The following is a 23,986-nucleotide window of genomic DNA, read 5'->3' as shown; positions in this document are numbered from 1 at the left end:
TTGTACCGATTTGAATGCGTTGCATAAATCTACAAATCCATCGGGTTTAAGGATGCGTGTGACAGGATCAGTTTGGTCGAGCATGCCGTAATGCAGTCATTATAAGATTTGCAGCGTTCCTGGCGCGTCTTTGCAGACGCTCGTCGCTGCCGGAGGTCACCCGCATGCGATATTCAATTTGCTATACACCCTCTGCGCGTGACCCGCTGTCGCTTGCAGCCGCCAGCTGGCTGGGACGCAATGTCTATTCCGATGAGCCGGTCGAACATCCGGGGCTGGCAGGGCTTGGCCTGCACGAGATTGCCTTTCATACGGCCTTGCCGCGTCGAAATGGGTTCCATGGCTGCCTGAAAGCGCCGTTTGCCTTACATCCTGAGGTCAGCGAAGCCCAGTTGCTGCGTGAACTGATGCATTTCGCCGGCATTGTCGAACCTTTCGCACTGCCGGGACTGGAAGTGGCGAAGCTCGGTGATTTCTGCGGTCTGACTTTGACACATCCGTCCAACCAGTTAGACCGGGTGGCGGCGCTGGTGGTACAGAATTTCGACCGGTTCCGCGCGCCGCTCAGCGATGCCGAAATTGAACGCATGGCGCCCGAACGGCTCAGCGCGCCGCAATTTGCAAATCTCTACCGCTGGGGTGATCCGCATGTGCTGGATGAATACCGTTTCTACATGCCCCTGACCGGGCCTTTGCCGCTCAGCCACCGCGATCGCCTGCATCAGGCGGCGACTCACTATTTCGCGCCGCTGCTGCAAAACCCTGTCGTGTTTGCCAATCTGGCGCTGTTTATCGAGCGCGAGCCGGGTGCACCTCTGGTGGTACATTCGCTGCATCCGATGGGGCGGGTCTCGGCGCGCAAGATCGCCTGATCTCACGATGCTGTATGCCCTCTCGACAAAAAGGGCAGGGTTGCTTACCGTTTCTTGTCACAAGACCAGAAGGTAGCAGCTATGAAGACTGAAACTTACCCCCGCGATCTCATCGGCTATGGTCGCCGTACCCCTTATCCCCGCTGGCCGGGAGAGGCGCGTGTGGCGGTGCAGTTCGTCATCAATTATGAGGAAGGTGGGGAGAGTTGCATTCTCGACGGCGACCCGGCCTCCGAAAATCTGCTGTCGGAAATCGTTGGTGCGGCGGCATGGCCCGGCCAGCGCAACCTGAACATGGAATCCATCTATGAATATGGGTCGCGTGCTGGTTTCTGGCGGTTGCACCGGATGTTTACGGCCCTCAATATACCGGTGACGGTGTATGGCGTCACGCTGGCCATGGCCCGCAACCCGGACGCGGTGGCGGCGATGAAGGAGGCGGGGTGGGAAATCGCCAGCCATGGCTATCGCTGGCTGGAATATAAGGATTTCCCCGAGGAGATTGAACGCCAGCACATTCTGGAAGCGGTGCGCCTGCATACCGAGGTGGCGGGGGAGCGCCCCTATGGCATGTATCAGGGCAAGCCTTCCGACAACACGCTGCGGCTGGTGATGGAGGAGGGCGGTTTTCTCTATTCCTCCGACAATTATTCCGATGACCTGCCTTTCTGGGTGCCTGATCTGAATGGCAAACCGTTTCTGATCATTCCCTATACGCTGGAAACCAATGACATGCGGTTTGCCACGCCGCAGGGCTTCAACACCGGCGACCAGTTTTTCACCTATCTGAAGGATGCCTTCGACACGCTCTATCAGGAAGGCGCAGAGGGCGCGCCGAAAATGATGTCCGTCGGCCTGCATTGCCGACTGGTTGGCCGTCCGGGCCGGGCGGCGGCGCTGAAGCGCTTTCTGGATTACGTGCTGTCCCATGACAAGGTCTGGACGCCGACTCGCCTTGATATTGCCAAGCACTGGCACGCCCATCACAAGCCTGAATGGTAACAGGGACAATAACCGAAACAGCTATGGAAGTGCTCACGCATCCTCGGCATGAATACCTCACATACATCAGAGGGCCGAGATATTGAAAATGAGTCGCGACAGCCTCAGGCCGCCGCGGCTGACAAATTCTCATCGAAAGAGACGACTTTATTGCGACCGGAGTTTTTGGCCGTGTAGAGGCATTTATCGGCTTTCACAAACAGAGCTTCATCTGTTTCATCATGCGCAGGTGATTGTTCCGCCACGCCGATGCTGACGGTCACATGACCCCAGGGCAGGTTTTTCTGGTGGATTATCTCCAGGGCGGCGATCCGTTGGCGGATCTCCTCGCCCACTTGGTGTGCCTGGCTTGCGGTTTTTCCCGGCAGCAGGATGACGATTTCCTCTCCACCGTAGCGCGCGGCAAGATCGGTTCCGGGACGGATTGCAGCGGCAATTTCCGTCGAAATTTTCCGCAGGCAATTATCACCCGGCAGATGACCATAGGTATCGTTGAACAGCTTGAATTTATCGACATCAACGACAAGCAGTGACAGGGGAGTGCCCACCGTCCGTGCCTCGGCGGAAAGACTTTTCAGCTGCCTGTTGAAGTGACGTTTGTTGGAAAGCTGCGTCAATTCATCCGTGTTGGCAAGCCGATCCAGCTCTTCTTGCAAAAGCCTTTGACTTGTAACGTCCCTGGTTACGGCAACCATGCCGCTGCTGATATCGAAGCTGCGAACCCGGGTTATCACGGTTTCCAGCCAGGCGATCTCACCGGTTTTTTTAATCCTCGGGAACACAAGCCGTTCGATTGATGAACCGGCGGCAATGTTGGCGAGCGCCTCTGACCAGTATTGCCGGGCCTCGGCATCGTATTCGTCCAACACGCTGCGTCCGACAATCGTATCGGCCTCCACGCCGAGAACAGATTTGGCGGCTGCGGAAACATATTCGCGGATACCGTTGTCATCCAGTTTTTCGATCAAGTCGGATGAGGCATTGGCAATCAGGCGAAACTCCGCTTCCCGTGCGGCAATAATCATCTCGTCGCGGCGCTTCAATGCCCATTGCCGTCTCAAGCGGATGCCCAACGCGCATGCGACCATCAATGCGACGATAAAACAGATCCATCGGGGTTTGCTGATGTCTATCCAATACCAAAGAATAGCTTTTTTGGAGACAGCGACAAGTACGGTGATCTGTGTATTGCTGCTTTTATAATAGCCAGAGGTTCTCAATATGCCGTCAAATCGCGATGTATATTGAAAATTTCCAATGTTGCTTGTCGAAATAGCGTTTCGGTACAAAGCTGAATCGGCGATGCTGGTGCCCATGGCCGTCGCATCCAGGGGCGCACGCACCAGAACCCGCCCGGCGCCATCCATCATCGCGAAGGCACCGTTGTCCAGCATGTTGAAACTCCGGAAAAACCGGATGAAGCTTTCGACATCAATGGTCGCCACCATGATGCCGGCAAATTGCCCCCGATCATCATTCATCCGCTGGGACAGGGTAATGAACCAGTCTTTGACCGACGGACTTTGATAGGGTCCATCGACAAATGGTTGCAACTCCGTGGATGTTTGATGGATCTTGAAATAGCTGCGGCTGGAAAGATCGAGACCCGATGAAAACGGATCGGAGGTCGACTCAATCAGCCGACCATCTGGGCCGATATAGGCCAAACTGCGCAAATAGGGTGACGTCTTGATAAGCTCACGCATCCTGCGAACCAGGTCCAGGCTCTGCAAAACGCTTTTGCTGTTGTTTTCCTGCACTTCGAAGACCAGACCAGCCAGCGGTTGCTTGGCCACTTCGATCACATCGTCCGTATGCTGGGCAATCGCTCTTGCCGTTTGCGCGAGATAAGAATTCATCCGCGACACCTGGGCCGTCCAGTTTGCAACCTCGGACCAGATCGTCAATGCCAGAAATATTGCAAGTCCACCCGCGATAACCAGATGTTGGGCGGGATTTTTCGATGCGATATGCATGACATTCATGGTCTGGTTTTCTCTTGCAGTAGATCAATATTATATTAAGAGAGCAATTATTAAAAAAATATTTCGTATTCTTTCAAACGTATAAAATGATAAAAATTTGAAATTTACACTTGGAAAAACATTTTAAAGCAAAAAATGTTAAAACAAGTGCAAGCAATTCCTGCCGGGAGAACCGTCCTGCGCTTATGGCCTCATGCATTTTGCAAGCCCCATAAGACGATTTTAATCTATTGAAAATAATAGATAATTTTCTCATTAAATCGCAATTGGTTCCGGGAATTACCCGGTATTCTGCATGTGGCCGCGATCATAGCTTTCAAGTTTTGGATTTGATCCGCAATCCTTCCTTCTTCATTCAAGATATAATCTGTAAGAGATCGCCGCTTTCCCTATGGTTATGTTCGAACTCAACTTGTACATTGAATAAATATGTCTGCATCCAACGGTAGGATCTGTACTATTTTACCCGCCTATAGCGAGCCAAACAATTTCAATTTCTTTTAATGACTGGTGAACAATTTTTCCGGCCGCACGTTTCACTGCCGGAACACCAACAACGGTCTTCCTTAATCAAGAGAAGGACGAAAACTATGGACAAGAATCGCATCGAAGGTGCCGCCAAGGAAGCCAAGGGCAGCGTCAAGGAAGCCGTCGGCAAGGTAACGGGCAGCAAGAAGCTCGAAGCCGAAGGCAAGATGGACAAGGCCGCTGGCAAGATTCAGTCCACCGTTGGCAAGGCCAAGGATGCCTTCAAGTAAACGAATTATCATGCTCGAAGTCTCACGGGTTTGAAGATGCTCAGCATCATCGCCCGCAGGCGTTGTACGATAATAACGGTAGCCACGCCGCGTGGCTGCCGGTGAAACACATTCAGTCAAGGTGGATTACTACCTTGCGAAAGGGGACCGGAAACGGTCCGCAACAGCGGAAAGGAATGTTCGATGAGAACAGTTTTTGCTCTGGTCGCGGTGGCGGCGATGGGGGCGGCTTCGGTCGCCAATGCAGCAAATACCCATCACAATAGCACGCGTCACCCTGCCTCCCAGATGACGGCGACCCAGCCGAAGGAACGTTTGGGCACCTTGTCCTGCGAGGTTGCAGGCGGCATCGGCATGTTGATCGGCTCGAGCCGAACAGTGACCTGCGATTTCCAGCAGCGTTCTGGCAAAGTTGAGCGCTATAGCGGCTCTATCGGCAAGCTGGGCCTGGATGTCGGTATTACCGGCAAGAGCTACATCCGCTGGATCGTTTATAACATCAATCCGACCACCACACGCCAGGGCGCTCTGGCTGGAACTTATGTCGGCGCATCAGCGAGAGCCTCGGTGGGTATCGGCCTTGGCGCCAACGCCTTGGTTGGCGGTAGCAACAAGAATTTCGGGTTGCAGCCGCTCAGCGCGGAGGCCGGAACGGGTCTGAACGTCGCAGCCGGGATTTCACGCCTGCAACTGAAGCCTGCGCGTTGATCTGATATTCATTTTATGTGAGGTTTTGTGCATCCCCCGGTCTTCGCCGGGGGATGTTTTTGTTCGCCGTTAGAGTTTGTCAGGGAAAAATGGCCAGTTGGGTTCCCGAAAAGACAAACTGCAACAAGGGCGCCTAGGCGGCCAGCGTCGCCATATCGATGACGAAACGATAGCGCACGTCGCTTTTCAACACCCGCTCATAGGCCGTGTTGATATCCTTGATATCGATCAGCTCGATATCGGAGGTGATGCCGTGCTTGCCGCAGAAATCCAGCATGTCCTGGGTTTCCTTGATCGACCCGATCATCGAGCCGGCCAGATTGCGGCGGGCGGGGATGAGCGAGAAGGCATGCACAGGAACCGGCTTTTCCGGAACACCGAGCAGAACCATGGTGCCATCGACCTTCAGCAGGTTGAGATAGGCATTCCAATCGATATCGGCGCTAACGGTGCAGATGATCAGGTCGAAGGATCCGGCCAGCGTTTCGAAAGTCTTGGCGTCGCTGGTCGCATAGTAATGGCTGGCGCCGAGACGCAGGCCATCCTCCTTCTTCGACAGGGTCTGGCTGAGCACGGTGATTTCCGCGCCCATGGCCGCGCCGATCTTGACGCCCATATGGCCGAGACCGCCCATGCCGACGATGGCAACCTTCTTGCCCGGGCCAGCCTTCCAGTGGGCCAGCGGCGAATAGAGCGTGATACCGGCGCAAAGCAATGGGGCAGCCTTGTCGAGTGGCAGATTGTCCGGGATCGACAGGACATAGCCTTCCTTCACGACGATCGTGTCGGAATAGCCGCCCTGAGTTGCCGTCTTGCCGTCGCGGTCTACGCCGTTATAGGTCTGGACGAGGCCGGGCAGATATTGCTCGATATCCACATCACGTTCCTGGCAATGAACGCAGGAATCGACGAAACAGCCGACGCCGACATGATCGCCGACCTTGAATTTCGACACGTTTGCGCCAACGGCGGTGACGACACCGGCAATTTCGTGACCGGGCACCATGGGGAATGCGGAATTGCCCCATTCATTGCGGGCCTGGTGGATGTCGGAATGGCAGACACCACAATATTTGATAGAAATCACCACGTCGTCATCATTGGGTTCGCGACGCTCAAAAGTGAAGGGTTCCAGCGGCTTGCTGGCGTCGGTTGCGGCATAACCTCTTGCGATTGGCATGCGGCGCTCCTTTTTTGTCATGGGGAGGAATGGGTACTGTAATTGGGAAGGGCACGGAAAAGCCGTTGGGAACGGCAGCCCGCTCCTTAGATAGGTGTCTGGCGGGTGTGTTCAACATCTACCGTGAATATTCGGCGGGCCTTCCGAAAATCCGGCTCTTTCCAACCCGTTGCATATTGGCTATCGATTGCAGATCAAAACAGGGGTGAGCCGATGCAGCGACAGGATTTCATTGAGCAATTCGGCGGGATATTCGAACATTCACCGTTCATTGCCGAGCGCGCTTTCGATGCCGGTTTTATTGACGAACCTCTGACTGCCCTTGGCGTTCATGATGGAATGAGTGCGATATTTCGCACAGCAACCCAAGCCGAGCGGCTCGATGTGCTGCGGGCGCATCCGGATCTGGCGGGAAAATTGGCTATTGCAGGCGAATTGACAGAGGAAAGCCGCAGCGAACAGGCTGGCGCCGGGCTTGATCGCCTGTCCGAGGCTGAACATCAACGTTTTACAGCGCTCAATAGTACTTATATGGAAAAATTCGGCTTTCCATTCATCATCGCCGTGAAGGGCCTGACGAAAGACGACATTCTGGCCGCATTTGAGGCCCGGATCGACAATAGCGTCGAAACAGAGTTTTCAACCGCCTGCCTTCAAGTCGAAAAAATCGCCCGCCTTCGGCTCGAAGCAATGCTGCCAGCCGAAAGTGCCGGTCAAGAATGAGTGCCGGGCAGGAATGAGTGGGCCGCGCGTTTAAAGTTTGTCAGGGAAAAGTGGAACCCGGTTTTCCCGAAAAGACAAACGAAAACAAGACAAGCTAGAGTATGTCTGGTTCACTCTGAACCTGACATACTCTGGCGCGCAGCCGAAGCAGGGTCATGCAGCATGATCCTGCTGATTGTGGTGTTGCCAAACGTCACTGCCCAAACGTCACTGCTTGAGCGCGTCTTCCGCCTCGCGGATCGCCGCTTCGTGATACCAGCTGGCGGCTCCGCTTTCGAGGATCACCTGCTTATGGAGATTGCGCTCACGCATTTCACGCAGTCTTTGCGTGTTATGTACTGGGAATTCGTAGATTTTTGCCGATTCCCGACCAAGGCCCGTTGTCATCGCTACTGCCCTTCGTTGTTCCTCGAGCTCCTCCGCCCGGATGAATCTCATAGCATTTTTTCAGCTAAAATGCACACAGAAAGTGCAATTTGCCCAAAAATAAATCATTTTTGGCTGCTTTTTCACGCTATCGCTGCTATCCACCGGGCATTGCTGCCTTTTATTTTGCAAATGCGCATTGAGAAGGCGGTGGCATGTCGGACAATCTGACACAAAACCGTTAAAAACCCGTGGCTTTTAAGGTGTTTTGAATATGACTCGCGTTTTTTCTGCCTGTCGCAAGGTGGTTTTTGCGGGTTTGGCATGGTTCCTGCTTGTTATTTATCGACTCCCGGACCGCCGGAGAATCACCCCCAGGGTGCGCCCGATGCGAGGCGCTGGACTTATGAGAGATCGACAATGACCAAGTACAAGCTCGAGTATATCTGGTTGGACGGCTATACGCCGGTCCCGAACCTGCGCGGCAAGACGCAGATCAAGGAATTCGCTGAATTTCCGACCCTCGAACAGCTACCCCTCTGGGGCTTCGACGGTAGCTCCACCCAGCAGGCCGAAGGCCATAGCTCGGATTGCGTGCTGAAGCCTGTTGCTGTTTACCCCGACCCGGCCCGTACCAATGGTGCGCTGGTGATGTGCGAAGTGATGATGCCCGATGGCGTCACCCCGCATAGCTCCAACAGCCGCGCCACCATTCTGGAAGACGAAGGCACATGGTTCGGCTTTGAGCAGGAATATTTCCTCTATCAGGACGGCCGTCCGCTCGGCTTCCCGGAAAATGGCTATCCTGCGCCGCAGGGTCCTTATTACACCGGCGTCGGCTTCAAGAATGTCGGCGATGTCGCGCGCGAAATCGTCGAAGAGCATCTGGATCTTTGCCTGGCTGCTGGCATCAACCATGAAGGCATCAATGCTGAAGTGGCCAAGGGCCAGTGGGAATTCCAGGTTTTCGGCAAGGGCTCCAAAAAGGCCGCTGACGAAATCTGGCTGGCCCGCTACCTGCTGCTGCGTCTGTGTGAAAAATACGGCGTCGATGTCGAGTTTCATTGCAAGCCGCTTGGCGATACCGACTGGAACGGTTCCGGCATGCATTGCAACTTCTCGACCAAGTTCATGCGCGAAGTGGGCGGCAAGGACTATTTCGAAGCGCTTATGGCGGCTTTCGCCAAGAACTGGAAAGAGCATATCGACGTTTACGGTCCCGACAACCACCTGCGTCTGACAGGCAAGCACGAAACCGCTCCATGGAACAAGTTCTCCTACGGCGTTGCTGACCGTGGTGCATCGATCCGCGTTCCGCACTCCTTCGTCAACAATGGCTATCGTGGCTATCTGGAAGATCGTCGCCCCAACTCGCAGGGCTGCCCTTACCAGATCGCTTCCCAGGTCTTGAAGACGATTGCAGAAGTTCCGGCTGCAAAGTCTGAAGCCGCCTGATCCTCTCTGCTTGCGCCCAGACTTGATCCATCGGATCTGGGCGCAAGCGCTCTTGATATCGTGTACCAGGACACTGTAGGCGCCGATGCGTCCTTGTCTTGAAGATGGTGTGAATATTTCAAACCATTGATGTATTTGATTTTTTCTGAAGGAGAGGATGTGGGAGCATCTTCGGGCCTTCGTATATAGGTGAATATCGGTGTGGTCTTCTGTGACCCTCGATCATTCGGTCAAAGCGCCGTTACATGCTGTAATCAGTATTCAACGCTCAAGTGAATACGGTCGGGCGATTTTAAAATGAAGACTGCATCATTTCCCGATCCAGAACAGATTTAAGTCAATCTGTATCCACTTTAGATTATAGTGTTGTCTTGGAATCTCGGATTAACCCTAGAATTTTTAAGGCTTTGGCCTCTGTTGATGCATTAATAATATCAATCCTGTCTATATTGTTCGCGTATCCATTGAATATCATGCTTGGTCTTTATTTTAAAATATCGTAATTTGATATATGCCAATAACGGATGAATTAGTTTTTGTGAAAATTGGCGGAGAAAATTATTTTACTATTTAATATGAGGGGTTTTTATGTATAAAAATTATCTTATGTCAAAAAAGTGATATGCTAACGCATTTAATTCCTGCCTATGTTTGTTTATGTATATTTTGTATTATTTATCTCTTTTTGGAGCACTATATCTATCCGTTAGAGTGTCAAAATTGTTTCATCTTCGGTTTGTATACTTAATTGGATAGAAATAGAAATTTAAGCGCGCATTTGTTGAATTTTCTACTTTTGGGCGATTAATTCGGCATTAAGTGCAAAGTCCATCCCCGTTCTGTTTCGTTGATTTTTACGGGTTATTGCAAGTCGGACACTTTACAAACGTGCCGTGTGCTGTTTTCATTGTCTCACGTTTTCAGGCTTGTGCGCCTGATTTGTATATAGTTTGTGAATTTTATAGCAAAATCTGTGTTCTTTTTATTCGTGATTGTATCGTTTCGCGACAATTTGGTTTTATTGTTTTGTATTTAAGTATTTCTAATTTGTGTTGAGCAGTTGAATTCATGACATGCTGATGTGCTTTATTTTGAGTGGCAGTTTTTGCGTTTCCTAGCATCGCAATCGTTTGATTGTGCTTGCTTTTTGATTGTTTTCTGGTTTTGGCCGATATTTCAGTGAGGTTTTTCAATGTCTTTTGTAGGCAGACATGAGCAGGTTTTTCCGGTTTCTCTTGCGCAGGCAGGCTTGTGGGTCAAACAAAAGGTAGCTCCCGCCGATCTGAGCTTTGTCCTTGCTGAATCCATCGAAATTCACGGTCCCGTTCATCCAGGACTGTTCTGCCAGGCGTTGCGCCGCTTGTCAGATGATGTTGCTGTCACACGGTCTCGCATCAAGGAAATCGAAGGGCAGCCGCATCAGGTTGTCATGGCGGCCTATTGCGGCGTCTTTGACGTGATCGATTTCAGCGGTGCTGACAATCCTGGCGCAAGCGCCATGGACTGGATGCGCAAGCAGATGTCTAAGCCGCTCGATCTTGCCAATGACAATCTCTGGGGGTCTTCACTTTTGAAGCTCGGGGCCACAGAATGGGTCTGGTATCATTGGGCACATCATATCATCATGGACGGGTTCTCTGGCGGCTTGCTGGCCCGGCGGCTGGCCGATATTTATTCGGCGCTGGCCCAGGGCAACCAGCCGGAGCCCTATGATTGCGGTTCTCCGCAGGAATTGCTGGAGCTTGAGCGCACCTACCGCGATTCGGTGCATTTCCAGCGCGACAAGGCCTATTGGTCGGAGCAGATGAAGGGTCTGCCGGAGCCGGTGACCTTGATGAAGAAGAAAGGCGAGCCATCCGGTGGCCTGCTGCGCCATACGACGGTCATCGATCGCCAGACGGTCAAGGCGCTTGCTGAGATCAGCCGTGGCTTTGGCGCCAGCGTGCCACAGGCCTTGATTGCCCTGGTCGCGGCCTATTACGCCAAGGCGACCGACTGCGAAGAGCTGACCATGGTCACCATGGTGACGGCCCGAATCAGCCAGACGATGCGCCGCATTCCGGGCATGACCGCCAATGCGGTTCCTCTGCGGTTTTCAATCACGCCGGACCTGTCCTGGCGCGAATTGACCGGTCAGGTTTCCCAGCAGATGAGCCGGGCGCTGCGTTATCAGCGCTATCGCTATGAGGATATTCGCCGCGATCTCGGCATGGTCCGCCAGGATGCGCAGATTGCCTGGCTGGGCGTCAATATCGAGCCTTTCGACTACGATCTGCGCTTTGATGGACAGCCAACCACCGTGCACAACCTTTCGAACGGCACGATGACGGATTTCACCATCTTCGCCTATGACCGTGGTGACAATGGCGACCTGCGCATCGATTTTGATGCCAATCCGGCGCTCTATACGCTGGAAGAGCTGGCCGATCACGAGGCGCGGTTCACCCGCATGTTGAGAGAGATCCTCGCGACGCCTGAACAGCCCCTGCGCGATTTCAGCCTGCTGTCGAAGTGGGAGCGGCAGGAAATTCTGACCGACTGGAACGATACGTCCCACAAGCTCCCTGATCAGACGTGGCCCGAATTGTTCCGGGCGCAGGCGGCACGCACGCCGGATGCGGTAGCGCTATCCTTTGGCGGTCGCCAGATGACCTATGGTGAACTGGATGCCGCCTCCGATCATCTGGCTGGCTATCTGATGGAAAAGGGCGCGGTACCCGGTTCTCTGGTGGCTGTGGCTGTGCCGCGGTCTGAAAACATGGTTGTGGCGCTGCTGGCGGTGCTCAAAAGCGGTGCCGCCTATCTGCCGCTCGATCCGGCTGATCCAGCCTCGCGGGTGGCGATGATCCTGGAGGATGCGCAGCCAGCCTGCGTCATCACCACAGAGGAAGTGGCGGGTAATCTCCCTGATGCCACCGACAATCTGATCTTCCTCGACAAGCCTCTGGAACGGCAGGGACGCGACCTGCCGAAGGGGCCGTCGCTGAGCGACACGGCCTATATCATCTTTACGTCCGGCTCGACTGGTCGGCCCAAGGGTGTGGAAATTCCGCATCGCGGCCTGATGAACTTCCTGTTGTCGATGCAGGATCTGTTGAAACTGGACAGCGAAGACCGGTTGCTGGCCGTGACGACGATCTCCTTCGATATTGCAGCCCTTGAGCTTTATCTGCCGTTGCTGGCAGGCGCGCGCACGGTGATCGCGCTACGCTCGGAAGTGCGCGATCCGGCAGTGCTGCATGGGTTGATCCGCAGTGCGGGCATTACCATCATGCAGGCGACGCCGTCCTTGTGGCGGGCCTTGCTGGCCGATCATCATGAGGGACTGACGGGCTTGCGCAGTCTGGTGGGTGGCGAGGCGCTGCCCGCTGATCTCGCCCATAAGATGGCGCGGCTCGGCCACCCGGTTCTCAATGTCTACGGACCGACGGAAACCACGATCTGGTCCACCAACATGCCGCTTTTGGGCAGCGATCTCGACAGTGCGCCAATTGGCCGGCCAATCTGGAACACCCGCGTTTATGTCCTCGATCGGCATTGCCAGCCAGTGCCGCCCGGCTTCATCGGTGAGCTGTATATCGGTGGTGCGGGCGTGGCGAAGGGCTACCTGAACCGCCCGGACCTGACAGCGGAAAAATTCATGGCTGATCCTTTCGCAGGTGAAGGCGAGCGGATCTACCGGACCGGCGATCTGGTACGTTGGCGGCGCGATGGCGTGCTGGATTATCTCGGTCGCAACGACCACCAGATCAAGATTCGCGGCTTCCGGGTGGAGCCGGGCGAAATCGAGGCGGCGCTTTCCGCCCTGCCGCAGGTGCGTGAAGCCGTCGTTATTCTGCGCGACGATCCGGGCCGCGAAAAGCGACTGGTTGCCTATGTGGTTCCCAGAGAGGGTGCGGTAGGCGAGGGTGCCTCCTTGGATGCTGCTGATCTTTCGGAGCGGCTGGGCAAGGTTCTGCCCGTTCACATGATCCCGGCAGCCTATGTGGTGCTGGACGCTATTCCTTTGAATTCCAATGGCAAGACCGACCGCCACGCGCTGCCGGTACCGCAATGGACGGTGACGGAAGGCATTGCCCTGCCGGGGACCGATGCCGAAAAGCGGCTTGCCGCCTTGTGGTGTGAGATCCTCGGTCTGGAGCAGATCGGCATTCACGACAGTTTCTTCGTGCTCGGCGGCGACTCGCTGGCTGCCGCTGGAATGATTTCCGCCGTTCGCAGCCGGTTGAAAGGCGAAATTCCGCTTGGTGCCGTGTTCGAAACGCCCACCATTGCCGCCTTGGCCGTGCATCTGGATGAGGCAAGCTCTGGTTCACCGCTGATCGAGCCGGTGCTGGCCATCCGCGCCAAGGGCGAGCGTCCGCCGCTGTTCTGCATCCATCCGGTGCTGGGCCTGGGCTGGAGCTTCTTCTCGCTCGCGCAGCATTTGAGTGAAGATGTGCCGGTTTATGCCCTGCAATCGGATGGGTTGCATGATCTCGCTGCCCTGCCTCGCTCTATCGAGGACATGGCTGCGCTCTATGTGCAGCGGATTCGCAAGATCCAGCCGCAGGGGCCATATCATCTGCTGGGCTGGTCATTGGGCGGGCTGATTGCCCATGAAATGACCCGGCAATTGCAGGCGGAAGGCCAGGCTATCGCGTTCCTGGGCATGATGGACAGCTACCATTTCAAGCCTGCTGCCCAATTGCAGGACGATGCGACGCTGGCGCGGGCAGCCCTTGGGTTCCTCGGCTTCGACGAAAAGGCGGCAGGCGACAAGCCATCGCTGGCCGAGCTTGGCGATTTCGTGCTGAAAATGTTCGATACGGACAACCATGTCCTGCTGGAGCAGGTTCACCAGTTCGATCCGGATTTCGTCGAACGCGCCAAGGCAACCATCCTCCACAATCTGGAAATTGCCCAGCGCTTTACCCCGGGCAAGATCGATGCCGATGTGCATTTCTTCCGCGCCGAACCAAGTGCGGGCAGCGATGCGCTGAACACCATCCTCAACTACGATGCGGAAACTTGGTTGCCGCATGTGGGGGGCAGGGTTTACCTGCGCGACATGACTTGCAACCACCACGACATGCTGAATATCGAACCGGCATCCCATATCAGCGCGGTCGTTCAGGCCGAGTTGCTGCGTGAATTCCTGGTCCTGCGCCGGCCCCAGACTGAGGTCAAGATTGAGCGTGTGTCGCGGTTTGCCTAATCCGACAGGTTCCAGCATCGACAATTGAGTTATCCGCCCCGCGCTATCGCGGGGCGGATAAAATAGCGAAATCAGGTTTGCTGATCTGCTCCAATGGGTTACTGCTATCGAGATGAGCGGCATATGTCCGTGGCTCTAAAGCCAATCGCGACTATACTGCTGGCCCACCTCGTTTGCGGATCTTGCCATGACCCAGCCATTCCTTCCCCTTGCCATCCGCCCGTTAACGCCTGAAGCCTTCGCTCCCTTCGGCGATGTCATTGAGGCTGACCCCGCCCGGATGCGGCTGATCAATGGCGGCACGACCGAGCGGTTTCATGCCTTGGCCAGCCCCGATGTGGTGGGTGAGGGCGCGCGTGTGGTCCTCAATATCTTTCGCGGTCAGCCACGCCGTTTTCCCTATGAGATTGGCATGATGGAACGGCATCCGCTTGGCAGCCAGAGCTTTACGCCGCTGTCCGGCCGCCCGTTCCTGCTGGCGGTTTCGCTGGACGAGGGTGGCCGTCCGGGCGTGCCGCAGGTGTTTCTGGCCGAGCCGCAGCAGGGCGTAAACTATCACCGCAATGTCTGGCACCATCCTTTGATGGCAATTGGTGAGGTCAGCGATTTTCTGGTTGCGGATCGCGACGGGCCGGGAAACAATCTGGAGGAGTTCTTCTTCGACCAGCCTTACCTGATTCTGGAGCCACGCCCATGACCGGCCTGACCACCCATGTTCTCGATACCGCCTTGGGCCGCCCGGCGTCCGGCCTGCGCATCCAGTTGATGCGGATGAACGGCGAGGAGGCGGATCTGATCAAGACCGTGTTCACCAATGCCGATGGCCGGGTGGATGGCGGGCCAATCCTGGCGGGCGAGGAATTTCGCATCGGTCAGTACGAGCTGCTGTTTCATGCCGGTGACTATCTCAAGAGCCAGGGGGCGGAACTGACTGATCCGCCATTTCTGGATGTCATTCCCATTCGCTTCGGCATTGCCGATCCGCAGGCGCATTACCATGTGCCGCTGCTGCTTTCGCCCTACGGCTATTCCACCTATCGCGGGAGCTGAGATATGCGTTTTGCCGCCATCGCCGATATTCACGGCAATTGTCTGGCTCTGGAAGCGGTGCTGGCCGATATTGCCGCCCAGGGGATTGGCTATGACCATGTGGTCAATCTCGGTGATTGTTTTTCCGGGCCGCTTGAGGCGGGCCGCACCGGCGATCTGCTGCTGTTGCTGGATCTTGTCACCGTCAGGGGCAATCATGACCGCTACCTGATCGAGCAGGAGAGGGCCGCGATGCATTCTTCCGATGCGGAGGCCTATGACCAGCTTTCGCCCCGGCATTTGCAATGGCTGCAACGCCTGCCCGTCACAACGGTCTGGCGCGAGGAGGTGTTTCTCTGCCACGCCACACCAAAAATCGACGATCTCTACTGGCTGGAAAGCGTCAGCCCCGAAGGCCTGGTGCATCTGAAAGCCCGCGCCGAGATTGAGGAACTGGCTAAGGGCGTCGGGCAGGAACTGATCCTCTGTGCCCACTCGCATCTGCCGCGTGCGGTGCGGCTTACCGATGAGCGGCTGATCGTCAATCCCGGCAGCGTCGGTTGCCCGGCCTATGATGACGATGTGCCGTTTTATCACCGGGTGGAAGCCGGTACGCCGCTCGCCTCCTATGCCATTCTGGAAAAGGGTGAAGCAGGCTGGACGGTGACGTTCCGGCAGGTGCCTTACCGTCATCTCGAAATGGCCCGGCTGGCGGCGGACAGGGGCCGGGACGATTGGGCAAGTGGGCTGGAAAGCGGCTGGCTCGCCTGACGGTCAGTGCAAAAATTAATCAGTTGCAACACTCTTTCCGCGACCTTTTTGATCGGCGGCGCTGTATGGTAAGTGTGGGAAGAGGATGAATGAACCACCATGCGATTGCTGATCGTTGAAGACAATCATGAATTGGCCGATTGGCTGGCCAAGGCGCTGACGCAAGCGCATTACACCGTCGATGCCGCCCATGATGGCGAAGAGGCCGAGGATTTTTTGAACCTCGCCGATTATGCCGCTGTGATCCTCGATCTGTCCCTGCCGAAGATCGATGGAATGACCCTGCTGAAGCGCATTCGCCGCAGTGGCCGTAAAGTGCCGGTGATTATCCTGACCGCCAATGCCTCGCTGGACGGACGGGTGGCGGGGCTGGATTCCGGTGCCGACGACTATCTCGCCAAGCCTTTCGAAATGGCCGAGCTGGAAGCCCGGCTGCGGGCGCTGATCCGGCGCGGCCATGATCTGGCCAGCCCGGAAATTGCCGTGGCTGATCTGGTGCTGAATAGCGCGACCCGGCAATTTTCCTTGAAGGGCGAGGTCTTGTCGCTGACGCCACGCGAACATTCGGTGCTGGAATATCTAATGCTGAAGGCGGGCAGCACCGTGACCAAGGCGGCGCTGTCGCAAAGCGTGTTCGGCTTTGATGCCGAGACCGATCCGAGCGCCATTGAGATTTACGTGCACCGGGTCCGCAAGAAGCTGGAAGGCGGGGCGGTGCAGATCGCCACCCTGCGTGGCCTCGGCTATATGCTGCGGGCCGCGTGATATGGGCGAGGGGATAAGATGGGCGGGCGCGGCATGAATTTTGGTCGTGTCCGGCCCTTGCTGCGGCTGCGCCACAGCCTGAGGGCCCAGCTTCTGGCCTGGGTGATGGTGACGCTGGTCGGCGTGATCGGCTTCAATCTCTATTTTGGGCTGGTCATGGCCCGCAGCACCGCCAATCTTGTAACGGATAATATGCTGCTGGGCTCGGCAAGGATGATTGCCGAGGCAGTGCGGGTCGATCAGGGCGGCAATGTTGAAGTGGATATTCCACCCGCGGCGCTGGAAATCTTCGATACCGGCTTTGGCGACCGGGTCTATTACCGGGTCACGACCGCCTGGGGCAATCTGGTGTCCGGCTATGCCGACCTGCAAACACCGGCCCGCGAACGCCAGGGCGAGGACATGGTGTTTCGCAATCTCAATGTCCGCGCCTTGATGCTGAACCATCCGGTGGTTGGGGTTGATTCCAGTGTAGGCACGGAGGGCGCTGGCGTCACGGTGACGGTGGCGGTGACACGCTATAGCCAACAGGCGATGCGCACCCATCTGTGGTTTTCGAATTTTAACGGGCAGGTTCTGCTGGTGCTGGTTGCCGGGGTGGTCACGGTGCTGGGGCTCCAGCGCGGGCTTGGCCCCGTCTTGCGGCTGCGCGATGCGGTGCGCGCCCGCCGCCGTGACCAGTTGGAGCCCTTTGATGAAAAGATCGTCCATACTGAGCTTCGTCCGCTGGTGCGGGCGCTGAATGATTACATGAACCGCGTGCAGCGCCAGATGGCGGCGCAAAAACGCTTCGTCGCCAATGCCGCCCATCAATTGCGCACGCCGCTGACGTTGATTTCGACGCAGGCCAGCTTTGCCGCCCGCGAAACCGACCCGGCCCGGCGCGAAGAAGCACTGCACGCGCTGATCCGCAGCACACGGCAAGTCACCCGGCTGGCCGAACAACTGCTGACCCTGACCCGCGCCGAACCCGGCAGCCGCGCGCCCCGCGCTGACCACGTCGATATGGCCGACATCGCCCGTCAGGTGTTGGAAGCCCAAGCCGAAGACGCATTGCGGCGCGGTATCGATCTCGGCCTGGAGGCGGAAGGGACGGCCCCCGTCACCGGCGACGCCACCATGCTGCGCGAAATGGTCGTCAATCTGGTCGATAACGCCCTGCGCTACACGCCGTCCCCCGGCGTGGTGACGGTAACAGTGGAAACGCTTGCCGACACCGTACAACTCACCGTCGAAGACAGCGGCCCCGGCATCGCACCCGCAGAGCACGAACAAGTCTTCGAACGCTTCTACCGCATCATCGGCACCCAACCCGAAGGCAGCGGCCTAGGCCTCGCCATCGTCCGCGAAGTGGTGGAAGGCGCAGGCGGCAAGGTCACGTTGGGCAGTGCTGATGAGGGTGGGTTGAAGGTGGTGGTGCGGCTGCCGAGGGCGGGGTGAGGTTCAAGCGGGGTGAGGGTCAAGGGGGTGGGCGGTTCAGCCAAAGCCGAAAAACACAGCCAGCGAACGGGTCACGGACAGCATGGCGTCATCATCCAACCGACCGAAGGCAGGGCCAAGCCGCTCTCGCCTGATCGACATCGCCTTGTCCACCATGATCTGTGACGGCTTTTTCAAGCCATTGGCGGGCGACGGCTGCACGGTCACCCGCAGCAGCGGCGCATCGACAAGGGTAGAGGAGATCAGCAACACGGTTGCGGTGCCGGTTTCAGAGAAAAAGTCCGATTGAATGATGAGGGCAGGGCGCGGCTTACCAAAATCGTCGGGCACGGCGACCGTCACCAAATCGCCCCGCTTCACTCAGGATACTCGTTATCGAGATCGCCCAGAGCATCATCCATGAAAGCCAGAACATCACCATCAGCCCCATCGGCAGCCGCGACCGCCATGGATTGACGATGGCATTCCTCGATAAAATCAGGCCGACGCGTATCCGGTACCCAGATTTGCACAGGTCGTAACCCCGCAGCGCGCAAGGCATCGCGCCGTTTTTGTACACGATGATTGACGGGCGTCGGCATGAGGGTTCCTTTCGTTACATGTAACCTAGGGATTATGGGTGTTTATCAAGCTTGAGAATTGGAGCGGCTTCAATAAACCAGCCGCGATCATTCGCCATGCGTTCGACCCTTCTCATCCCAATGGCAATTCGTAGCTCTGCTTCAGTGTTTCCATCGGCACGTCAGTTTTCACGCTGAGGACGCTTGGTATTCGGGTGAGGTGGTCGGCCTGGAAGCGCCAATAGCTGTGTAGATCGGCGGTGGCGATGCGCAGAATAGCGTCGCATTCGCCTGTCGTCAGATAGCATTCGATAACTTCTGGAAATTTCCTGATTGCCTCGGCAAATTGCAGAGTGAGCTGCGCGTCCTGTGTCTTGAACCACACCCGCGCAAACACAGTCAGCCCGGCGCCAACCTTTGCCGGGTTCAGCACCGCAACATAGCGGTCGATAATACCCGCCTCTTCCAGCAATCGCACGCGCCGCAGGCAGGGAGAAGGAGACAGCCCGACCTGCTGGGCCAGATCGACATTGGAAATACGTCCGTTTTTTTGAAGTGCCCGCAAAATGCGGCGATCTATATCGTCCAAAGTGTGAGACATTTTCTATCTTTCAGTCGTATAATATTGAAATTATATGCCAATATATTGGATTATGATAGTCTTTTCGCAACCTCATTGCGCGGGGATTGACCTATTCTTTCAGTTATCAATCTGGAGACTGGAACGATGGCAAGGGAAATCAAAAAACTGGTACTGGCTTATTCTGGCGGCCTGGATACGTCCGTGGTCCTGAAATGGTTGCAGTTGACCTATGGCTGCGAGATCATCACCTTTACCGCTGATCTTGGGCAGGGCGAAGAGCTTGAACCGGCGCGTCAGAATGCGCAAAGGCTGGGCATTGAGGATATTCGCATTGTGGATCTTCGAGAAGAATTCGTTCGCGATTTCGTCTTCCCGATGATGCGCGCCAATGCGCTCTATGAAGGCCAGTATCTTCTGGGCAGTTCGATTGCCCGGCCTTTGATCGCCAAACATCTCATCAGCATTGCTCAGGACGTCGGGGCTGATGCCATTGCCCATGGGGCGACTGGCAAGGGCAATGATCAGGTCCGCTTCGAACTGGCCGCCAATGCGCTTGATCCGTCAATCAGTGTCATCGCTCCTTGGCGCATTTGGAGTATCCAGTCACGCACGCAGTTGATTGAATACGGGCAGACGCATCAGATCACGATCCCTCACGACAAGCTCGGAGAAGCGCCTTTCTCCACCGATGCGAACCTGCTGCACACCTCTACCGAAGGCAAGGCTTTGGAAGATCCGTCCGTCATTGCTCCCGCTCATGTCTATCAGCGGACGGTTGATCCTATTCATGCTCCCGATGTGCCTGACATCATCACAATCGGCTTTGAAAAGGGTGATGCCATCTCTCTAAACGGCGAGAATTTATCTCCAGCCGCCTTACTGACGAAATTGAACAGTTTGGGTGGGCGGCATGGAATTGGCAGGCTCGATCTTGTTGAAAATCGCTTCATCGGCATGAAATCCCGCGGGATCTATGAGACGCCTGGCGGCACGATCTTGCTTGCTGCGCATCGCGGCATCGAGTCCATCACGCTTGACCGGGCTGCGGCGCATCTGAAGGATGAGATCATGCCCCGGTATGCCGAACTGGTTTACAATGGCTTCTGGTTTGCGCCGGAACGGGAGATGTTGCAGGCCTTGATCGACCGAAGCCAGAATTATGTTGCCGGGGAGGTGACAGTGAGCCTCTACAAAGGTCAGGCGCGCGTCATCGCCCGCACGTCACCCTATTCCCTCTATTCGATGGATCTGGTGACCTTTGAAGAGGGATCGGGCAGCTACGATCACCATGATGCCGAAGGCTTTATCCGGTTGAACGGACTACGCTTGAAAAGCTGGGGTGCGCGCAACAGAAGCGTTATGTGACAGATATGAGTTCTGCGCCAGCCGCAGCTGCATCATAGGTGAAAGACTGTGTCCTGTTCGTCACCCCTGGGTTTGTCCCGACGGCGAAAATGAATGGCTTTTTATCGCACAAAACCGCCCGCAACTTACGTCGCGAGCGGCTTGCCGGGAGGAGCATTTGCTTCCGTCAACTCACCTCAATGCGTGTCGAGGCTCTGCTGCGGGCGCCACTTTGCCAGACGGTTTTCGATCAGCGTCATCACATATTCGGCGGCGAGCGTGATGATCATCACGAGGACGATGGCAGCGAACATGCCGGCGGCGTCGAAGGTGCCTTTGGCAATCGAGATCAGCTGGCCGATGCCGTAGCGGGCGCCGACGAATTCGCCGACGATGGCGCCGATGATCGCAAAGCCGAAGGAGACGTGCAGGCTGGCGAAGATCCAGCTCATCGCCGAGGGCACGATCACCGCCTTGGTCACCTGCCAGTCGCTGGCACCGAGAATGCGGGCATTGGCAATCATGTCCTGGTCGGCTTCGCGCACGCCTTGGAAAGCGTTGGCGAATACTACGAAGAACACCATGATGAAGGCCAGCGCCACCTTGGAAGCAAGGCCGAGGCCCATGATCATGATGAAGATCGGTGCCAGAACCACGCGGGGGATGGAGTTGATTGCCTTGATATAGACCGAGAAAATATCCGAGAGCAGCTTGTTGCGGCCAAGGCCGATGCCGACCACCACACCGGCAATCGAGCCGGAGAAGAAGCCGATCAGCGCCTCTTCCATGGTAATGCCGAGATTGTACCAGAGCGACCCTTCCGTGGTGCCATTGACGGCCCAGTCATAGATCCGCTCCACCACCGCATAGGGGCTGGCATAGAAGAACGGGTCGATCCAGGTCTGGTCGGAAGCCACCTGCCAGAGCGTCAGCACGCCAACCAGAATGGCGATCTGCCAGAACAACACGATCTGCTTGCGACGCTTGACGGATTTCAGCGCTGCTGCCTCGATTTCCTTGTCGGATGTGCCAGCGCGAAAGGTGGCCACAGGGGTGGCCGGGCTTTGCATACTAATGTCTGCCATAATTCTATCCTCCTCAGGCGGCTTCGCTGGCGCGGCGGTAGCTGGTTTCCACTTCCTGGCGCATGTCTTCCCAGATCGTCTTGCAATATTCGACGAATTCCGGCTCGTAGCGGATCTCGGAGACAACACGCGGACGCGGCAGCGCGATGGGGTAGACGGATTTCACCGTGGCCGGACCGGCGGTCAGCACATAGACCTTGTCGGCCAGCGCCACGGCTTCTTCCAGATCGTGGGTGACGAAAATCACCGAGGCCTTGCGCTCGGCCCAAAGCTTCAGCAATTCCTCATGCATCACGGTGCGGGTCTGCACGTCCAGCGCCGAGAAGGGCTCGTCCATCAGCAGGATTTCCGGCTCGTTGATGAAGGTCTGGGCCAAGGCCACGCGCTTCCTCATGCCGCCCGAAAGCTGGTGGGGATAGTGATGCAGGAACTTGCCAAGGCCGACGCGGGCCAGCCAGTCTTTCGCCAGCTTTTCTGCTTCGGTTTTGGATTTGCCGCGAAACAGCGGACCGGCCATGACATTGTCGATGACATTCTTCCACGGAAACAGCGCATCCTTCTGAAAGGCGAAGCCGACGCGTGGGTCGATGCCGTTGACCGGGCCGCCCATCAACCGCACTTCGCCAGCGCTGGGCTTGGCAAGGCCGGTGACGAGGTTAAGCGTGGTGGATTTGCCGCAGCCGGTCGGGCCGACGACGGCGACGAATTCGCCGCGCTCCACCGCCATGTTGAAATCTTTCAGCGCGGTCAGCGTCTTGCCGGTGGGGGAGACGAAACGGCGCGTCACATTGATGAGTTCGATAGCCGGGGTCCGGCTCTGATCTTTGGCCATGGGACATCCTTCCGGCGAGCGTCAGGCCCGCAGAGTGTGGTCGTTAAAGGAGAGGAAAGGGCCGCCCGGCCAAGTGACTGGCGGCCCTGAAAATCAGAACTTGGCGTTCTTGACGAATTCAGTCGTATAGGTCTTGGACAGGTCGATCTTCTTGCCCTTGACGTTCTTGGAAAACTCCGAGAGCACGGCCAGAACCGTCGGCGGGCCGTCTTCCGGCATCACGCCATCGGGGGTGAACATGCCCTTGCCAGCTTCGAGGGCCTTGATATAGCCCTCCTTATCGCCAACGTAGAAATCCTTCGGCATCTTTTCAGCAATTTCAGCCGCTGAATGGGTGTTGATGAATTTCAGCGTCTTGACGAAGGCGTTGGCAAGCTTCTGCACGTCTTCCTTATGTTCCTTGACCCAGGCGGTTTCCATGTAGAGCGAGGCGGCCGGATAGGTGCCGCCCAGTGCTTCGCGGGTCTTGTCCACGGTGCGCAGATCGACCAGAATCGAGGCTTCGCCGGTCTTCACCATGCGCGAAATCGTCGGCTCGGTGGTCATGCCGCCCTGGATGCTGGCCTGCTGCATGGCGGCAATGAACGTGCCGCCCGCTCCGACCGGAATGGTAACGATCTCGCCCGGCTTCAAGCCTGCCTTGGAGGCCATGTAGAGGGTGAGGAAATTGGTGGAGGAGCCAAGCCCGGTCACACCCAGCGTCTTGCCCTTGAAATCGGCAAAGCTCTTGATTTCAGGGTTCTTGGTCGAAACCAGCTGGACTTCGCCCGGTGCCTGGCTGAACTGTACGACCGATTCGACGAATTTGCCCTTGGCTTGCAGATCGACGCAATGGTCGTAGAAACCGACCACGCCGTGCACGGCACCGGCCAGAAGCTGGTTTTCCGCATCGACGCCAGCCGCTTCGTTCAGCAGCTCGACATCAAGGCCTTCTTCCTTGAAATAGCCAAGGCTCTCGGTCAGTTTAGCGGGCAGGTAGATCTGCTTTTCAAAACCACCGACCATGATGGTGATCTTTTCGGCGGCCTGCGACAGCGCGGTGCTGGCCGTCAGGCTGGCGGCAGCGACAGCGCACAGCGAAAGGGCGCGGAACAATTGGCGTGTGGAACGCATGGATATTATCCTCCTCTGGGTCAATCTCCGTGGCGCGCTCCCCGGCGCGTCTCCTCCACGGGATGGTGGAGCGTTTGTAGCAGCGCTAGCTTTCAGTCAGCTTTCAGAGGGCGAAAAAATCAACGGATTGTTAAATCTGCCAGTTGATTGACAAACCCCGATCTCGGCATTTCGTCATCCTCGGGCTTGTCCCGAGGATCTGCTGTCGCTGAATAAAC

22 protein-coding genes are annotated in these 23,986 nt (G+C 56.5%); 14 read left to right on the top strand and 8 right to left on the bottom strand.

Annotation, left to right across the window (positions count from 1 at the left end):
- The first annotated feature begins 164 nt into the window (after window positions 1-164).
- Together AVCG78_RS10995 and puuE are read left to right on the top strand one after the other, a co-directional pair.
- Complete coding sequence (locus AVCG78_RS10995) at window positions 165-872, top strand: DUF1045 domain-containing protein (RefSeq protein WP_015916824.1); 708 nt, start codon at window positions 165-167, stop codon at window positions 870-872.
- A gap of 81 nt (window positions 873-953) precedes the next feature.
- On the top strand, window positions 954-1,874 hold the full coding sequence (gene puuE / locus AVCG78_RS10990) for an allantoinase PuuE (RefSeq protein WP_071204893.1): 921 nt from the start codon (window positions 954-956) through the stop codon (window positions 1,872-1,874).
- Window positions 1,875-1,978: 104 nt separating this feature from the next.
- On the opposite strand, the gene AVCG78_RS10985 is transcribed toward puuE, so the two are convergent.
- Window positions 1,979-3,859 (bottom strand): sensor domain-containing diguanylate cyclase, encoded by a 1,881-nt coding sequence (locus AVCG78_RS10985; RefSeq protein ID WP_071204892.1) that lies wholly within the window; start codon window positions 3,857-3,859, stop codon window positions 1,979-1,981.
- A gap of 590 nt (window positions 3,860-4,449) precedes the next feature.
- On the opposite strand from AVCG78_RS10985, the gene AVCG78_RS10980 reads away from it, so the two are divergent.
- Entirely contained in the window at window positions 4,450-4,617 is a 168-nt protein-coding gene (locus AVCG78_RS10980) for a CsbD family protein (RefSeq protein ID WP_015916821.1), read from the top strand.
- Window positions 4,618-4,800: 183 nt separating this feature from the next.
- Window positions 4,801-5,325, top strand: a complete 525-nt coding sequence (locus AVCG78_RS10975) for a DUF992 domain-containing protein (protein ID WP_015916820.1) — start codon at window positions 4,801-4,803, stop codon at window positions 5,323-5,325.
- A 133-nt stretch (window positions 5,326-5,458) separates the two neighbouring features.
- Here AVCG78_RS10975 and AVCG78_RS10970 read toward each other — a convergent pair whose 3' ends face one another.
- Window positions 5,459-6,505: an NAD(P)-dependent alcohol dehydrogenase gene (locus AVCG78_RS10970; RefSeq protein WP_071203741.1), complete on the bottom strand. Its 1,047-nt coding sequence runs from the start codon at window positions 6,503-6,505 to the stop codon at window positions 5,459-5,461.
- 213 nt (window positions 6,506-6,718) lie between these two features.
- Between AVCG78_RS10970 and uraD the strand changes: the two genes are divergently transcribed.
- The 9 genes from uraD (at window position 6,719) to AVCG78_RS10925 (ending at window position 18,251) form a co-directional block, all read left to right on the top strand.
- Window positions 6,719-7,228: a 2-oxo-4-hydroxy-4-carboxy-5-ureidoimidazoline decarboxylase gene (gene uraD, locus AVCG78_RS10965; protein WP_071584772.1), complete on the top strand. Its 510-nt coding sequence runs from the start codon at window positions 6,719-6,721 to the stop codon at window positions 7,226-7,228.
- A 162-nt stretch (window positions 7,229-7,390) separates the two neighbouring features.
- Window positions 7,391-7,825 (top strand): hypothetical protein, encoded by a 435-nt coding sequence (locus AVCG78_RS27460; RefSeq protein ID WP_457548397.1) that lies wholly within the window; start codon window positions 7,391-7,393, stop codon window positions 7,823-7,825.
- A 189-nt stretch (window positions 7,826-8,014) separates the two neighbouring features.
- Window positions 8,015-9,049: a glutamine synthetase beta-grasp domain-containing protein gene (locus AVCG78_RS10955; protein ID WP_015916816.1), complete on the top strand. Its 1,035-nt coding sequence runs from the start codon at window positions 8,015-8,017 to the stop codon at window positions 9,047-9,049.
- A gap of 1,192 nt (window positions 9,050-10,241) precedes the next feature.
- A complete protein-coding gene (locus AVCG78_RS10950; RefSeq protein WP_156582851.1) occupies window positions 10,242-14,246 on the top strand; it encodes a non-ribosomal peptide synthetase in 4,005 nt (1,334 codons plus the stop codon).
- Between the two features lie 187 nt (window positions 14,247-14,433).
- Entirely contained in the window at window positions 14,434-14,943 is a 510-nt protein-coding gene (locus tag AVCG78_RS10945; protein ID WP_071584774.1) for an ureidoglycolate lyase, read from the top strand.
- Window positions 14,940-15,296 carry a hydroxyisourate hydrolase gene (gene uraH / locus AVCG78_RS10940; RefSeq protein ID WP_071204838.1) on the top strand — a complete coding sequence of 119 codons (357 nt, stop codon included), beginning with the start codon at window positions 14,940-14,942 and terminating at the stop codon, window positions 15,294-15,296. Before AVCG78_RS10945 ends, uraH begins: the two co-directional genes overlap by 4 nt.
- A gap of 3 nt (window positions 15,297-15,299) precedes the next feature.
- Entirely contained in the window at window positions 15,300-16,046 is a 747-nt protein-coding gene (locus AVCG78_RS10935) for a metallophosphoesterase family protein (protein WP_071204837.1), read from the top strand.
- Window positions 16,047-16,145: 99 nt separating this feature from the next.
- Window positions 16,146-16,811 (top strand): response regulator, encoded by a 666-nt coding sequence (locus tag AVCG78_RS10930; protein WP_071204836.1) that lies wholly within the window; start codon window positions 16,146-16,148, stop codon window positions 16,809-16,811.
- Between the two features lie 33 nt (window positions 16,812-16,844).
- On the top strand, window positions 16,845-18,251 hold the full coding sequence (locus AVCG78_RS10925; RefSeq protein WP_234665058.1) for a sensor histidine kinase: 1,407 nt from the start codon (window positions 16,845-16,847) through the stop codon (window positions 18,249-18,251).
- Between the two features lie 36 nt (window positions 18,252-18,287).
- Here AVCG78_RS10925 and AVCG78_RS10920 read toward each other — a convergent pair whose 3' ends face one another.
- The 3 genes from AVCG78_RS10920 to AVCG78_RS10910 all read right to left on the bottom strand — a co-directional run bounded on the left by AVCG78_RS10920 (window position 18,288) and on the right by AVCG78_RS10910 (window position 19,412).
- A complete protein-coding gene (locus AVCG78_RS10920) occupies window positions 18,288-18,611 on the bottom strand; it encodes a type II toxin-antitoxin system PemK/MazF family toxin (RefSeq protein WP_071205203.1) in 324 nt (107 codons plus the stop codon).
- The gene (locus tag AVCG78_RS10915; protein ID WP_071205202.1) at window positions 18,608-18,832 is read right to left on the bottom strand and encodes an antitoxin MazE family protein; all 225 of its coding nucleotides are present in this window, start codon (window positions 18,830-18,832) and stop codon (window positions 18,608-18,610) included. Before AVCG78_RS10915 ends, AVCG78_RS10920 begins: the two co-directional genes overlap by 4 nt.
- Before the next feature lie 112 nt (window positions 18,833-18,944).
- On the bottom strand, window positions 18,945-19,412 hold the full coding sequence (locus tag AVCG78_RS10910; RefSeq protein WP_060717792.1) for an Lrp/AsnC family transcriptional regulator: 468 nt from the start codon (window positions 19,410-19,412) through the stop codon (window positions 18,945-18,947).
- A 126-nt stretch (window positions 19,413-19,538) separates the two neighbouring features.
- Between AVCG78_RS10910 and AVCG78_RS10905 the strand changes: the two genes are divergently transcribed.
- On the top strand, window positions 19,539-20,759 hold the full coding sequence (locus AVCG78_RS10905; protein WP_071205201.1) for an argininosuccinate synthase: 1,221 nt from the start codon (window positions 19,539-19,541) through the stop codon (window positions 20,757-20,759).
- A gap of 176 nt (window positions 20,760-20,935) precedes the next feature.
- Here AVCG78_RS10905 and AVCG78_RS10900 read toward each other — a convergent pair whose 3' ends face one another.
- The 3 genes from AVCG78_RS10900 to AVCG78_RS10890 form a co-directional block, all read right to left on the bottom strand.
- Window positions 20,936-21,823, bottom strand: coding sequence for an ABC transporter permease (locus AVCG78_RS10900; protein ID WP_071205200.1), 888 nt, complete (start codon window positions 21,821-21,823; stop codon window positions 20,936-20,938).
- A 13-nt stretch (window positions 21,824-21,836) separates the two neighbouring features.
- Window positions 21,837-22,655: an ABC transporter ATP-binding protein gene (locus AVCG78_RS10895; RefSeq protein ID WP_015916803.1), complete on the bottom strand. Its 819-nt coding sequence runs from the start codon at window positions 22,653-22,655 to the stop codon at window positions 21,837-21,839.
- Window positions 22,656-22,748: 93 nt separating this feature from the next.
- Window positions 22,749-23,768, bottom strand: a complete 1,020-nt coding sequence (locus AVCG78_RS10890; RefSeq protein ID WP_071205199.1) for an ABC transporter substrate-binding protein — start codon at window positions 23,766-23,768, stop codon at window positions 22,749-22,751.
- Window positions 23,769-23,986: the final 218 nt, after the last annotated feature.

Origin of the sequence: Gillisella vitis, assembly GCF_021559775.1 — a bacterium.
GTDB classification, from domain to species: Bacteria; Pseudomonadota; Alphaproteobacteria; order Rhizobiales; family Rhizobiaceae; genus Allorhizobium; species Allorhizobium ampelinum.
This window is presented reverse-complemented; position numbering and strand designations above follow the sequence as displayed.